The following is a 12,855-nucleotide window of genomic DNA, read 5'->3' as shown; positions in this document are numbered from 1 at the left end:
CTCGCGCACTACTACAAGGAGCAGCACGTGGCCCGTGTCGTCGTCGAAGTCATGCCCAAGGCCGAGATTCTCGACCCCCAGGGGCAGGCCATTGTCGGAGCGCTGCCGCGGCTCGGCTTCGCTGGAGTTTCCGATGTCCGTCAGGGCAAGCGCTTCGAGCTGGAGGTCGACGGCAGTGTCGACGACGCTCAGCTCGAGAAGATCGCCGAGGCCCTGCTGGCCAACACGGTGATCGAGGACTGGACCGTGAGGCGCGTCGAAGCATGAGCGCCCGCGTCGGAGTCATCACTTTCCCCGGCACCCTCGACGACGTCGACGCCGCCCGCGCGGTGACCCTCGCCGGCGGCGAGGCCGTGAGCCTGTGGCACGGCGACGCCGACCTCAAGGGTGTCGACGCCGTCATCGTCCCCGGTGGCTTCTCCTACGGCGACTACCTGCGGTGCGGCGCCATCGCGCGGTTCGCGCCCGTCATGGGCAAGGTCGTCCAGGCCGCGCAGGGCGGCATGCCCGTCCTCGGCATCTGCAACGGCTTCCAGGTTCTGTGCGAGGCGGGCCTGCTGCCCGGCGCGCTCACCCGCAACGAGGGCCTGCACTTCATCTGCCGCGACGAGTGGCTGAAGGTCGAGGCCACGTCGACGGCGTGGACGTCCCGCTACGAGACGGGTGCGGAGATCCTCATCCCGCTCAAGTCCGGCGAGGGCCGCTACCAGGCTTCGGCGAACGTCCTCGACGAACTCGAGGGTGAGGGCCGCGTGGTGTTCCGCTACGTCGGCGACAACCCGAACGGTTCGCAGCGCGGCATCGCGGGCATCTCTTCGGCCAACGGCCGCGTGGTGGGCCTCATGCCGCACCCCGAGCACGCCACCGAAGCCCTCACCGGGCCCAGCGACGACGGACTCGGCATGTTCTATTCCGTGCTCGACAGCGTCATCTCCGCCTGATCCGATCGGCGCCGTGCGGGCCTCGGCCACGCACGGCGCCGCCCGGGCTCCCGCGCCTATTTGACGGCGCGGATCACCACGATTTCCTCGAGCGTCTGACCGGCCTCGATGAGCCCTCGACGCTCGAGCATCTCCCGCCGTTCGACGAGGACGGGTCCGAACGGGATCTCGGCCGTCGCGGCGACGTCCACCGTCATGTTCTGTTCCTCGAGCATCGTCAGCGTCTTCTCGACTCCGCTCAGGCCGGACTGCGCCAGTAGCAGAACCCCGCCGTCGACGAGCAAGTCGGGGGCCTGGAGGCAGATCCGGTCGAGCAGCGCGCGACCATTCTTTCCCGCGTCCCAGGCGCGCGCCGGACCGCGGTCGGGCACGGTGTCGACGGGCGCCGGGACGTACGGCGGGTTGGACACGACGAGGTCGAACCGATCTTCGCGGACGTGTTCGGTGAGGTCTCCGTGGATCACCCGGATCCGGTGCCCGCGGGCGAGCGCATTGAGCCGGATGCTGATCGCCGCCCGCCTCGACACGTCCACCGCGGTCACCCTGCCCGCACCGGCGGCCGCGGCGGCCACGCTCAGCGCACCGGTCCCGGCGCACAGATCGAGCACCCGGGAGTGGGGACCGAGTGGCTCCGCCGCCAGGACACCGGCCAGCAACTGCGTATCGTGTTGCGGGCGATAGACTCCGGGAAGACGTAGCAGCATTGAAGACTCCTCGGTTGCCGGGCGCATCGGCGTACACCAACCGAGTGCCACCGGGCGCTCACCGTGGACGCCGTGCGTCTGATTACCGAACAGTTACCCCAAGCGCCGCGGCGCCAATCACGCAGTCGGGTCCGACGGCCCCGGCGGCGGTCCGGAAGACGCGCGGAACCCGAGGGGAACTGGCACGATCGACGGGTGACGTACACCGAGCAGTTGCGTGATCTCGCGGCCCGGCACGGGGTGGCGACGTCGTACCAGGGTTGGGACAAGCAGCGTCACGACGTGGGAGACGACACGCTCCGCAGCGTCCTCGCAGCGCTCGACGTCCCCGCCACAACGGAGGACGAGGTGCGGCGCGCCCTGTCCGAGTGCGAGGTGGCGCCGTGGCGGCGGATGCTGCCGCCCGTCGTCGTCGGAACGGACGGATCCGAGACCCGTTTCGTGGTCCACGTCCCGCACGGCGAGAACGTGGACGTCACCATCGACACCGAGTCGGGCGGGACCGTCCGGGCCCGCCAACTCCAGGTGTGGGTCGATCCGCGGGAGGTCGACGGTGTTCTGGTGGGGCGCGCGACATTCGCCGTGCCCTCCGGGGTTCCGTGCGGGTGGCACACGGTCCGTGCATCCACTGCGGGCACCTCCTCGTCGTGCACGCTCGTGGTGACGCCGGCGCGGTTGACCACGTCCGACGCTCTGCGCGACCGCAGGCGGTGGGGTGTGCTCACGCAGTTGTACTCGATCCGGTCGCGTCGTTCGTGGGGTGTGGGGGATTTCGGCGACCTCGCGGATCTCGCGTCGATCTTCGGTTCCGTCCACGGCGCCGACTACGTTCTCGTCAATCCGCTGCATGCGGCGCAGCCCCGGCCCCCGATCGAGGCGTCGCCGTACCTGCCGACCACCCGCCGCTACGTCAATCCGCTGTACATCCGCGTCGAGGACATCCCGGAGACGGCGTACCTGTCGACGCGACGTCATGCGCGGATGCGCGACGCCGCAGCGCGATTCGCGCGGGCGAACGACCGGTCCGACCGGATAGCGCGCAACCCGTCGTACCGGGCCAAACTCCGGGTGCTCGAACGGATCTTCCTGGTCGAGCGCAGCCCGAGCAGGCAGCACGCGTTCGAGGAGTTCTGCCGCGTCGAGGGCGACGGCCTGCGGGACTTCGCCACGTGGTGCGCGCTCACCGAGAAACTGCCGCCCGACGACCCCCGGTGGCGGACGAAAGCGCAAGCACCGGACAGCGACTGGGTGCAGGCGCAGCGGCGCAAGCTCGCGCCGCGGGTCGAGTTCTACTCGTGGCTGCAGTGGGTGTGCGACGAACAGCTTTCCGCCGCACAGACCGCGGCCCGCGCGGCGGGCATGGACATCGGGATCGTGCACGATCTGGCCGTCGGCGTGCAGCGCGGGGGTGCGGACGCGTGGTCGCTGGGAACGGCTCTGGCGGAGGGCATTACCGTCGGCGCTCCTCCCGACGACTTCAATCAGCAGGGCCAGCAGTGGAATCAGCCGCCGTGGCGGCCGGATCGGCTGGCGGAACTGGGGTACGCCCCGTACCGCGACATGCTGCGCACCGTCCTGAAGCATGCGGGCGGCCTGCGGGTCGACCACATACTGGGGTTGTTCCGGCTGTGGTGGATCCCCGCCGACGCGCAGACGCCCGCCGACGGAACGTACGTCACGTACGACCACGAGGCGCTCATCGGGATCCTCGCGCTCGAGGCGGAGCGAGCAGGCGCCGTGGTGATCGGCGAGGACCTCGGGGTGTTCGAACCCGCGGTGCAGGACTACCTCGCCGAGCGCGGCATCCTCGGGACCTCGATCCTGTGGTTCGAACACGACGGCGAGCGGCCGACGCCGCCGGAGGAGTACCGGACGCTGTGCCTGACATCCGTGACCACACACGACCTTCCGCCGACCGCCGGCTACCTCGCCGGCGAGCACATCGAATTGCGGTCACGGCTCGGGCTCCTCGAACGCGACCTCGAACTGGAGAAGGAACACGACGCGCACCAGCGTGAGGCCGTCCTGCAACTGGCGCGCGACCGCGGATTGCTGGCGGACGACGCGTCGATCCCCGACACCGTGAAGGCGCTGTACCGGCTGATCGCCCGGAGTCCGTCGCTGCTGTCGGGTGTCGCGCTCGCCGACCTGGTGGGGGAGTACCGCATCCAGAATCAGCCGGGTACCGACGAGACCCAGTATTCGAACTGGAAGATCCCCCTGGCCGACGCGTCCGGGCGCGTGGTCCACGTCGAGGACCTCGCGCACGGCGATTTCGGGTTCGTCGAGGACGCTCGCTGACCTGGATTCAGGGTGCGAGGGCGCGCATCGCCAGGTCGACGACGGCGTCCGCGTGCTCGTGGGTGAGGGGGTGGGCTCCGGACTGCCAGCGGTAGAACATCGGTGCCATGAACAACTCGAAGGCCAGCGCGACGTCGACGTCGGACCGCACCTGCCCGGCGTCCTGTGCCGAGCGGAACCGCGCGGCGACGAACTCGAACTGCGGCCGGTAGATCCGTTCGACGATCTGTTCCCGCAGGGCCGTGTCCTGCAGCGATTCGATGGACAGCGCCCGGAACAGCGGTTCGAAATCGGGAGACGTGAACTCGTCGACGGTGGCGCGCAGCACCAGTCTCATGTCGGCGGCGAGGTCACCGGTGTCGGGCAGGGCCAGGGCTTCCTCGGCGCCGGCCGCGTTCTGTTCGTGCAGGGCGTCCACGACGAGTGCGCCCTTGGACCGCCACCAGCGATAGATGGTCTGCTTTCCGACCTTCGCGCGTGCGGCGATGCCTTCGATGCTGATTTTCGCGTAGGGCTGCTCGCGGATCAGCTCCTGGGTGGCCTGCAGGATCGCGCCCCGGGACCGTTCGGATCGGCGGGGATTGTCGGCGGATGGCATGAACGGATCCTAGATCAGACGAGACGTATCGTCTTGACTCGCCTGCGGCCCGATGTCACCATGTAGCGAGACGGACCGTTCCGTCTCGAAAGGATGAAGATGACCCGCTCACACATCGCCATGGTCAGCATCCCGGCGCCCGGGCACGTCAACCCCAGCCTGGAGATTCTCCGAGAACTCGTTGCACGCGGGCATCGCGTGACGTACGCCAACGACGCCGCCGTGAGGGACGTCGTCGAGAGCACCGGGGCGGAATTCAAGGAGTACGCCTCGACGTTGCCGCGCGTGAACACCGCGGGCGCGGCGGACGAGTCCGGGAAGTCCTGGGACGGCGACACCATCGATCACCTCACCCTGTTCCAGGCCGAGTACGAGTCGATGCTGCCGCAACTGCGGAGGCTGTACGAGCACGACCGCCCCGACCTGTTCCTCTACGACATCGCGGGAGGTCCCGCCCGCGTCCTCGCCGAGGAATGGGGCGTGCCGATCGTGCAACTGTCGCCGACGTATGTGGCCTGGGAGGGCTACGAGGACGACATGAAATCGTTCGTGGACACCATGCGCGCCGACCCGCGCGGTGCCGCACTGTACGAACGGCAGGGGAAACTGCTGCGGGACAACGGGGTCGAGACCGACCCGGACGAGTTCTACGGGCGCCCGGCCCGGGCGGTGGTGCTGATCGCGAAATCGATGCAGCCCAACGCCGACCGCGTGAACGAGGACGTCTACACGTTCGTCGGACCGGCGCTGCCCACCCGGCGGTCCGCCGACGGCCGGTGGGAGCGCCCGGCGGGCGCGGGCAAGGTGCTGCTCGTCTCGCTCGGCACCGCGTTCACCGATCACGCCGACTTCTACCGCCGCTGCATCGAGGCGTTCGGCGACCTCGACGGCTGGCACGTCGTCCTGCAGATCGGGCAGCACGTCGACGTCGGCGAACTCGGCACCGTGCCCGGCAACGTCGAGGTCCACCGCTGGGTGCCGCAGTTCGACATCCTGGGGCAGGCCGACGCGTTCCTCACCCACGCCGGCATGGGCGGGTCCAGCGAGGGCATGTTCACGGGGACCCCGATGATCGCCGCGCCGCAGGCCACCGACCAGTTCGAGAACGCCGACGCGCTCGTCGCCGCGGGAGTGGCGGTGCGCGTGGACAGTTCGGAGGTGTCCGCGGCCGGATTGCGGGACGCGCTCACCCGGGTCGACGCCGAGCCGGTCCGTCGCCGCAGCGCGGAGCTCGCCGCCGAGTTGCGTTCTGCCGGTGGAGTGGACGCCGCCGTCCGGGTCGTCGAGGAGTTCCTGTGAAGCCGCGAACCGTGTCGGTGGTCACGTCTACTCTGCGGGCATGGCACTCACACTCGGCATGATCACGTTCGACACCACCGACCCGGGGCCGCTCGCGAAGTGGTGGGCGAAGCAGACGGCGGGCACGATCGAGCAGGAGAACGACGGCTGGTTCTACGTCGTCGCCCTCCCGGATTCCGCCCAGAAGCTGGCGTTCCAGAAGGTCGACGATCCCACTCCGGGGAAGAACCGCATCCACCTCGACCTGGCGTCCGAGGACCTCGACGGCGAGATCGGCAGGCTGAGTGCCGACGGCGCGACGGAGGTCGCGCAGCACGAGATGGGCGGTTTCCGATGGGTCACGCTCGCCGATCCCGACGGCAACCAGTTCTGCGTCTCGGATCCCCACCCGTGACAGCGGGTCCTGCATGATTGACCCCATGCCTTCCACCACGTGGGCCGACGCCCAGGGACTCTGCACCTTCGTCGATGCCTCACCGTCGCCGTTCCATGTGTGCGCGACGGTGTCGATGTTGCTGACCGGCAACGGTTTCACCGAGTTGCACGAGACCGACTCGTGGCCCGGCGAGCCCGGCCGGTACTTCCTGGTGCGCGGTGGATCCCTCATCGCATGGAGCACCGAGGGGGTGGGCCGGACGGCGCCGTTCCGCATCGTCGGCGGGCACACCGACAGCCCGAACCTGCGCGTCAAGCAGCACCCCGACCTCTCGTCGGCGGGGTGGCAGCTGGTGGGTCTCGAACCGTACGGCGGCGCGTGGCTCAACTCGTGGCTCGACCGCGACCTGGGCATCTCCGGTCGGCTGAGCGTGCGGGCGGGCAACACGGTGGAGGAGAAGCTCGTCCGCGTCGACGACCCGATCCTGCGCGTCCCGCAACTGGCGATCCACCTGTCCGAGGACCGCAAGGGCGTGCACCTCGACCCACAGCGTCACCTCAACGGGGTGTGGGGTGTGGGCACCGAACGCCGGTCGTTCATCGACTTCGTCGCCGAGCGGGCGGAGGTGCCCGCCGACGCGGTGCTCGGGTGGGAACTGATGACCCACGATCTCGCGCCCAGCGCCCTGGTCGGAACCGAACAGGACCTCGTCAGCGCGCCGCGGCTCGACAACCAGGGCACTTGCTACGCGGGCACCCAGGCGCTGCTGTCGGCGGCCGAACGTCCCGGGGATCAGGTGCCGGTGCTCGCGCTGTTCGACCACGAGGAGGTGGGGAGCATGTCCGATCGGGGCGCATTCTCCGATCTGCTGAGCACCGTCCTCGAGCGCATCGTCCTCGGTCGCGGAGGTGGTCGCGAAGAATTCCTGCAGACGATGGCGGGGTCGATCTGCGCGTCCGGGGACATGGCGCACGCGACCCACCCCAACTACCCGGACCGGCACGAGCCCGCCCACCACATCGCCGTCAACGGGGGACCGGTGCTCAAGGTCAACCAGAACCTGCGCTACGCCACCGACGCGGCCGGGGCCGGTGCGTTCGCGCTCGCCTGCGATCAGGCCGGTGTGCCGCTGCAGCGGTACGTGCACCGGGCCGATCTGCCGTGCGGTTCGACCATCGGCCCGATCACCGCGTCCAGGACGGGGCTGAGCACCGTCGACGTCGGCGCCGCGCAGCTCGGAATGCATTCCTCTCGGGAGCTGATGGGCGCTCGTGACGTGCGTGCCTATTCCGACGCTCTTGCGGCCTTCCTCACACCGACGGCGTGACGGGGAGGGGCGAGGAGCGCCAGGTCGGTGCCGGAACGAGCCGCCGGATAGACTGACGTACGGCTCGTCGCCACCCGGCTTGCGCCGACCGTGACTCCCGGCTTGCCTCTCTTGACTCCCGTAGGGAAGGGACCCCACCTCCAGTGTCAGCACACCCGGTCGATACCGTCACCGCCGCCACCGCGACCCCCGACGTCGCACAGCCTTTCAAGGAGCTGGGTCTCAAGGACGACGAGTACGCCCGCATCAAGGAGATCCTGGGCCGGCGCCCCACCGAGGCCGAGCTCGCGATGTACTCGGTGATGTGGAGTGAGCACTGCTCCTACAAGTCGTCCAAGGTGCACCTGAAGTACTTCGGTGAGACCACGACCGACGAGATGCGGTCCTCGATGCTCGCGGGCATCGGCGAGAACGCCGGCGTCGTCGACATCGGCGACGGTTGGGCGGTCACGTTCAAGGTCGAGAGCCACAACCACCCCTCCTACGTGGAGCCCTACCAGGGCGCGGCCACCGGCGTCGGTGGCATCGTCCGCGACATCATGGCCATGGGCGCGCGGCCCATCGCCGTGATGGACCAGCTGCGTTTCGGTGCTGCGGACGCCCCCGACACCCGTCGCGTCGTCGACGGTGTCGTGCGCGGTGTCGGCGGCTACGGCAACTCGCTCGGCCTCCCCAACATCGGGGGCGAGACCGTGTTCGACGAGTCGTACGCCGGTAACCCCCTGGTCAACGCCCTGTGCGCCGGCACGATGCGCGTCGAGGACCTGCACCTCGCGTTCGCGTCCGGCGCCGGCAACAAGATCATCCTGTTCGGTGCGCGCACCGGCCTCGACGGCATCGGCGGCGTGTCCGTGCTGGCGTCGGAGACGTTCGACGGCGACGAAAGTGGTACCGGCCGGAAGAAGCTGCCTGCCGTGCAGGTGGGTGACCCGTTCACCGAGAAGGTGCTCATCGAGTGCTGTCTCGAGCTGTACGCCGCGAAGCTCGTGGTCGGCATTCAGGACCTCGGCGGCGCCGGGCTGTCCTGCGCCACGTCCGAGCTGGCCGCGGCCGGCGACGGCGGCATGCACATCAACCTCGAGCAGGTCCCGATGCGGGCCACCGGCATGACCGCCGCCGAGGTGCTGTCCAGCGAGTCGCAGGAACGCATGTGCGCGGTCGTCACCCCCGAGAACGTCGACGCGTTCATGGAGGTCTGCAAGAAGTGGGACGTCCTCGCCACCGACATCGGTGAGGTCACCGACGGCGACCGGCTCACCATCTCCTGGCACGGCGAGACCGTCGTCGACGTGCCGCCGCGCACCGTCGCCCACGAGGGCCCCGTGTACGAGCGCCCCGTGCAGCGTCCCGCGAGCCAGGACGCCCTGGTCGCGAACACCACCGCCGGCCTGAAGCGCCCGGAGTCCGCCGACGAACTGAAGGCGACGCTGCTGAAGATGCTCGCGTCCCCGGCGCTGTGCAGCCGCAAGTGGATCACCGAGCAGTACGACCGCTACGTGCGCGGCAACACCGTCCTCGCCGAGAACGCCGACTCCGGTGTGATCCGCGTCGACGAGAAGACGGGCCGCGGCATCGCGCTCGCCACCGACGCGTCCGGCCGCTACACCTCGCTCGACCCGTACACCGGTGCGCAGCTCGCACTCGCCGAGGCATTCCGCAACGTCGCCGTCACCGGCGCCACCCCCAAAGCCGTCAGCAACTGCCTGAACTTCGGATCCCCCGAGGACCCGGGCGTCATGTGGCAGTTCCAGCAGGCCGTCCGCGGTCTGGCGGACGGCTGCGCGAAGCTCGGCATCCCCGTCACCGGCGGCAACGTCAGCTTCTACAACCAGACCGGTTCCACCGCGATCCTGCCCACCCCGGTGGTGGCCGTGCTCGGCGTCATCGACGACGTGCACCGCCGCATCCCCACCGGTCTCGGACTGGAACCGGGCGAGACGCTGATCCTGCTCGGCGACACCCGCGACGAGTTCGACGGGTCCATCTGGTCGCAGGTCGAGCACGGCCACCTCGGCGGCGTGCCGCCGAAGGTCGACCTCGACCGGGAGCAGTTGCTGGCCGACATCCTCCTCGCGGCCTCCCGCGACGGACTGGTGTCCGCGGCGCACGACCTGTCCGAGGGTGGCCTCGCGCAGGCCGTCGTCGAGGCCGCGCTGGCCGGGGAGACGGGCTGCCGCATCCTGCTTCCCGACGACGCAGATCCGTTCGTCACCCTGTTCTCGGAGTCTTCGGGCCGGGTGCTCGTCGCGGTCCCGCGCACCGAGGAAACTCGCTTTACGGGTATGTGCACGGCCCGTAACCTCCCGTGGGTGCGCATCGGTGTGGTCGACGAGGGCTCCGATTCCGTCGAGGTCCAGGGCCAGTTCTCGGTCTCGCTCGCCGAACTGCGCACGACGTTCGAGGGAACTCTGCCGGCATTGTTCGGGTGATGAATGGTCGAATCGGGGGCGTTGGAGAGGGTTGACAGGGGGCCGCGGGAACTCTCGCGGCTAGTCGATCCTGCACTCCTCCACGGTCCCCGACTCGATCGGACCTGGCGTTTCCTTCGCCTCGACTTCACCGGCATCGCGTTCGCGACGCTGTTCTTCTGCTGGTCGCTGACGCCGTCGCTGCTGCCCCGCGACTGGCTGTTCCAGGGGCTGATCGGCGGCATCAATGCCGCGATCGGTTACGCGGTGGGCACGGCGATCGGCTGGCTGGTCCGCCGCTACGTCCTGAAGAATCGGTCGTGGTGGCCGCTGCCGGAGCCGTGGTCCACGGGCCTGCGCGTACTCGTGACGGTGACGTGCGTGTCGGTGAGTCTCGTGATGCTCGCGTACTCCGCGGCGTGGCAGCGTGAACTCGCCGCGCTGATGGGGGCGGAGGGCACCACCACCACGGGCTACATCCGCACCGGTGGCCTGAGCCTGCTCGTGGGTGCGGCGATCATCTCGGCGTGGCGGCTGGCGCGTGAACTGGTGCGGTGGATCGCGGGACGACTCATCCGGCGGTGGCACCTCGCGATCCCGACGGCCACCACCGTCGGCATCCTCATCGTGACGGTGCTGTTCTTCCTGCTCGTCGACGGTGTCCTGATGCGCGGCATCTACGCGGCCACGAACGCGGCGTTCAGCCTGCAGAATTCGACCACTCGCGACGGCGTCGAGCAGCCGCTCGACCCGGAGAAGTCCGGGAGCCCGGAGTCGCTGGCGCCCTGGGACACCCTCGGGTACGAGGGCCGGAACTTCGTGTCCCGCGGCCTCGATGCCGACGAACTCACGGCAGCCAACGGCATCCCGGCCAAGGATCCGATCCGGGTCTACGCCGGACTCGAGACCGCCGAGGACCCCGACGAACGCATGGACATCGTCATCGACGAACTCGAGCGGACCGGCGCGTTCTCCCGCAAGGTCCTCGTCGTCATCCCCACCACCGGCACGGGCTGGGTCAATCCCACTGCGGCGCAGGCGATCGAGTTGGTCCACAACGGCGACACGGCGCTCGTCGCCGGCCAGTACTCGTTCCTGCCGAGTTGGATCTCGTTCCTCGCCGACCGGGAGAAGGCCGCCGAGGCGGGAAAGCTGCTGATCGACCGGGTGCACGAACGGTGGTTGCAGGAACCCGAGGCGACCCGACCCAAGCTGCTCGTCTACGGCGAAAGTCTCGGCACCCAGGCCGGGGAGGGCGCCTTCGACACACTGAGCGACATCCGGCAGACCGTCGACGGCGTGCTGTGGGTCGGGCCGCCCAACTCGAACCGGCTGTGGGGTCAGCTGGTTCAGCGCCGCGACCCGGGCACTCCCGAGGTCGACCCCGAGTACGCGGCGGGCCTGGTGGTGCGGTTCGCCGACGACTCCGCCGACATGGTCGAAGACCCGGGGGAGTGGTTGTCGCCGCGCATCCTGTACGTCCAGCACCCGTCCGATCCCGTCGTGTGGTGGTCGCCCGACCTCGCGTTCACCCGGCCCGACTGGTTGAAGGAACCGCCGGGTGACGATCGTTCGCCGTCGATGAAATGGTTTCCGTTCGTGACGTTCTGGCAGGTGTCCGCCGACCTCACCAATGCCGCCGGGGTGCCGGACGGGCACGGCCACAATTACGGGACCCTCGTCCTCGACGGCTGGATCACCGTCGCGCAGCCCGAGGGGTGGACGCCCGCCGACACCGAACGCGTCCGGTCCACCCTCGAATCCCTGGCAGGGTCGGAGGGTCCGGAGAAGTGAGCAGGCTCGCGTCCGTGGCCGGTGCGGCGGCGGCCGTGCTGTGGAACAACGTGGTGCTGCCCGGTTCGGGGCTCGGCCCGTACGGGCGGGCCGTCGCGGGCGGCGCGCTCGGACTGTCGGTCGTGGGAGCTGCGCGGGCCGCGGGGTACGGCGTCGACGAACTCGGGCTGTCCGGGTCGGCAGTGCGGTCCGGGCTGCGGTCCGGCGCCGTCGTGTCGGTGGTCCCGCTCGCCGGATACGCGGTCGCGCTGAGCGTGCCCGCCGCACGCAGGCGGATTCCAGCAGGCGACAGCGTCACCGATGTCGCCGGCTGGGTGGGGTTCCGGATCCCGGTGGGGACCGTCGTGCACGAGGAACTGCTGTTCCGCAGCGTCCTGTCCGCCATGCTGCGCCGGGGCTGGACGCCTGCCACCGCATACGCCCTGCACGCCGTGACGTTCGGGTTGTGGCACGTGCGCGCCGCCCGGGTCGCCGGTGACCCGATCGCCGCGAGCGTGCTGCTCACCGGTTCCTCCGCGCTGCTGTTCGAGTGGTTGCGACGGCGCAGCGGCAGCGTCGTAGCTCCTGCACTGCTGCATCTTTCGGTCAACGTCGGCGGGGTGGTGGCCGCCGAGGTCGCGCGGGCCCGCACAGTAGATTGAGCGCATGCCGTCGCGTCGAGCCGTAGATCCCGCCGAACTGAGGGCCGCCGTACTCGAGGTCGGCCCGTGGCTGCGCGGCGACACCGAGGAGAAGCCGTCCCGCACCCAGCTGGCGGCAGCGGTGCGACTCAGCGCGCGGACGCTCGAGCAGGTGGCACCCGGTTCGAGCGTGGAGGTGCGGGTTCCCCCGTTCGTCGCGGTCCAGTGCATCGAGGGTCCCCGGCACACCCGCGGCACCCCGCCGAACGTCGTGGAGACCGATCCGCGGACGTGGCTGCTGCTGGTGACGGGACTGCTGGAGTTCGACGGCGCGACCTCCGGCGGCGGGGTGTCGGTGTCGGGGAGCCGCGCCGGGGAGATCGCGCACTGGCTGCCGCTGCTGCGCGTGTAGTCACCCGACGGCCTCGACGCCGCGCGGCATCGGACCTGCACGCGAAGTGATGCCCATCACACCTCGACGGCGCTG

The 12,855-nt window shown here is 69.7% G+C and carries 12 protein-coding genes; 10 read left to right on the top strand and 2 right to left on the bottom strand.

Annotation, left to right across the window (positions count from 1 at the left end; all coding sequences use genetic code 11):
- Nucleotides 1–27: 27 nt before the first annotated feature.
- Both purS and purQ read left to right on the top strand, forming a co-directional pair.
- Entirely contained in the window at nucleotides 28–267 is a 240-nt protein-coding gene (gene purS / locus JWS13_RS17890; RefSeq protein WP_005244409.1) for a phosphoribosylformylglycinamidine synthase subunit PurS, read from the top strand.
- Nucleotides 264–941, top strand: coding sequence for a phosphoribosylformylglycinamidine synthase subunit PurQ (purQ, locus tag JWS13_RS17885; RefSeq protein WP_206006823.1), 678 nt, complete (start codon nucleotides 264–266; stop codon nucleotides 939–941). Before purS ends, purQ begins: the two co-directional genes overlap by 4 nt.
- A gap of 56 nt (nucleotides 942–997) precedes the next feature.
- Here purQ and JWS13_RS17880 read toward each other — a convergent pair whose 3' ends face one another.
- The gene (locus tag JWS13_RS17880; RefSeq protein ID WP_206006822.1) at nucleotides 998–1,645 is read right to left on the bottom strand and encodes a HemK2/MTQ2 family protein methyltransferase; all 648 of its coding nucleotides are present in this window, start codon (nucleotides 1,643–1,645) and stop codon (nucleotides 998–1,000) included.
- Nucleotides 1,646–1,840: 195 nt separating this feature from the next.
- Here JWS13_RS17880 and malQ point away from each other — a divergent pair, with 195 nt between their 5' ends.
- On the top strand, nucleotides 1,841–3,946 hold the full coding sequence (gene malQ, locus JWS13_RS17875; RefSeq protein ID WP_206006821.1) for a 4-alpha-glucanotransferase: 2,106 nt from the start codon (nucleotides 1,841–1,843) through the stop codon (nucleotides 3,944–3,946).
- Nucleotides 3,947–3,953: 7 nt separating this feature from the next.
- Here malQ and JWS13_RS17870 read toward each other — a convergent pair whose 3' ends face one another.
- Nucleotides 3,954–4,544 carry a TetR/AcrR family transcriptional regulator gene (locus JWS13_RS17870; RefSeq protein ID WP_206006820.1) on the bottom strand — a complete coding sequence of 197 codons (591 nt, stop codon included), beginning with the start codon at nucleotides 4,542–4,544 and terminating at the stop codon, nucleotides 3,954–3,956.
- A gap of 93 nt (nucleotides 4,545–4,637) precedes the next feature.
- Between JWS13_RS17870 and JWS13_RS17865 the strand changes: the two genes are divergently transcribed.
- The 7 genes from JWS13_RS17865 (at nucleotide 4,638) to JWS13_RS17835 (ending at nucleotide 12,780) form a co-directional block, all read left to right on the top strand.
- Nucleotides 4,638–5,843, top strand: coding sequence for a macrolide family glycosyltransferase (locus JWS13_RS17865; protein WP_420855010.1), 1,206 nt, complete (start codon nucleotides 4,638–4,640; stop codon nucleotides 5,841–5,843).
- A 40-nt stretch (nucleotides 5,844–5,883) separates the two neighbouring features.
- Complete coding sequence (locus JWS13_RS17860; protein WP_206006818.1) at nucleotides 5,884–6,237, top strand: VOC family protein; 354 nt, start codon at nucleotides 5,884–5,886, stop codon at nucleotides 6,235–6,237.
- Between the two features lie 25 nt (nucleotides 6,238–6,262).
- Nucleotides 6,263–7,546, top strand: coding sequence for a M18 family aminopeptidase (locus tag JWS13_RS17855; protein ID WP_206006817.1), 1,284 nt, complete (start codon nucleotides 6,263–6,265; stop codon nucleotides 7,544–7,546).
- Nucleotides 7,547–7,689: 143 nt separating this feature from the next.
- On the top strand, nucleotides 7,690–9,975 hold the full coding sequence (gene purL, locus JWS13_RS17850; RefSeq protein WP_206006816.1) for a phosphoribosylformylglycinamidine synthase subunit PurL: 2,286 nt from the start codon (nucleotides 7,690–7,692) through the stop codon (nucleotides 9,973–9,975).
- A gap of 3 nt (nucleotides 9,976–9,978) precedes the next feature.
- Entirely contained in the window at nucleotides 9,979–11,748 is a 1,770-nt protein-coding gene (locus JWS13_RS17845) for an alpha/beta hydrolase (protein WP_124392583.1), read from the top strand.
- The gene (locus JWS13_RS17840) at nucleotides 11,745–12,389 is read left to right on the top strand and encodes a CPBP family intramembrane glutamic endopeptidase (protein WP_206006815.1); all 645 of its coding nucleotides are present in this window, start codon (nucleotides 11,745–11,747) and stop codon (nucleotides 12,387–12,389) included. Before JWS13_RS17845 ends, JWS13_RS17840 begins: the two co-directional genes overlap by 4 nt.
- Before the next feature lie 4 nt (nucleotides 12,390–12,393).
- Nucleotides 12,394–12,780, top strand: a complete 387-nt coding sequence (locus JWS13_RS17835; protein WP_206006814.1) for a sterol carrier family protein — start codon at nucleotides 12,394–12,396, stop codon at nucleotides 12,778–12,780.
- Nucleotides 12,781–12,855 lie beyond the last annotated feature (75 nt).

Source organism: Rhodococcus pseudokoreensis, from assembly GCF_017068395.1.
GTDB lineage: Bacteria > Actinomycetota > Actinomycetes > Mycobacteriales > Mycobacteriaceae > Rhodococcus_F > Rhodococcus_F pseudokoreensis.
Note: the sequence above shows the minus strand (reverse complement) of the source record. Positions and strands in the feature narration are given on the sequence as shown.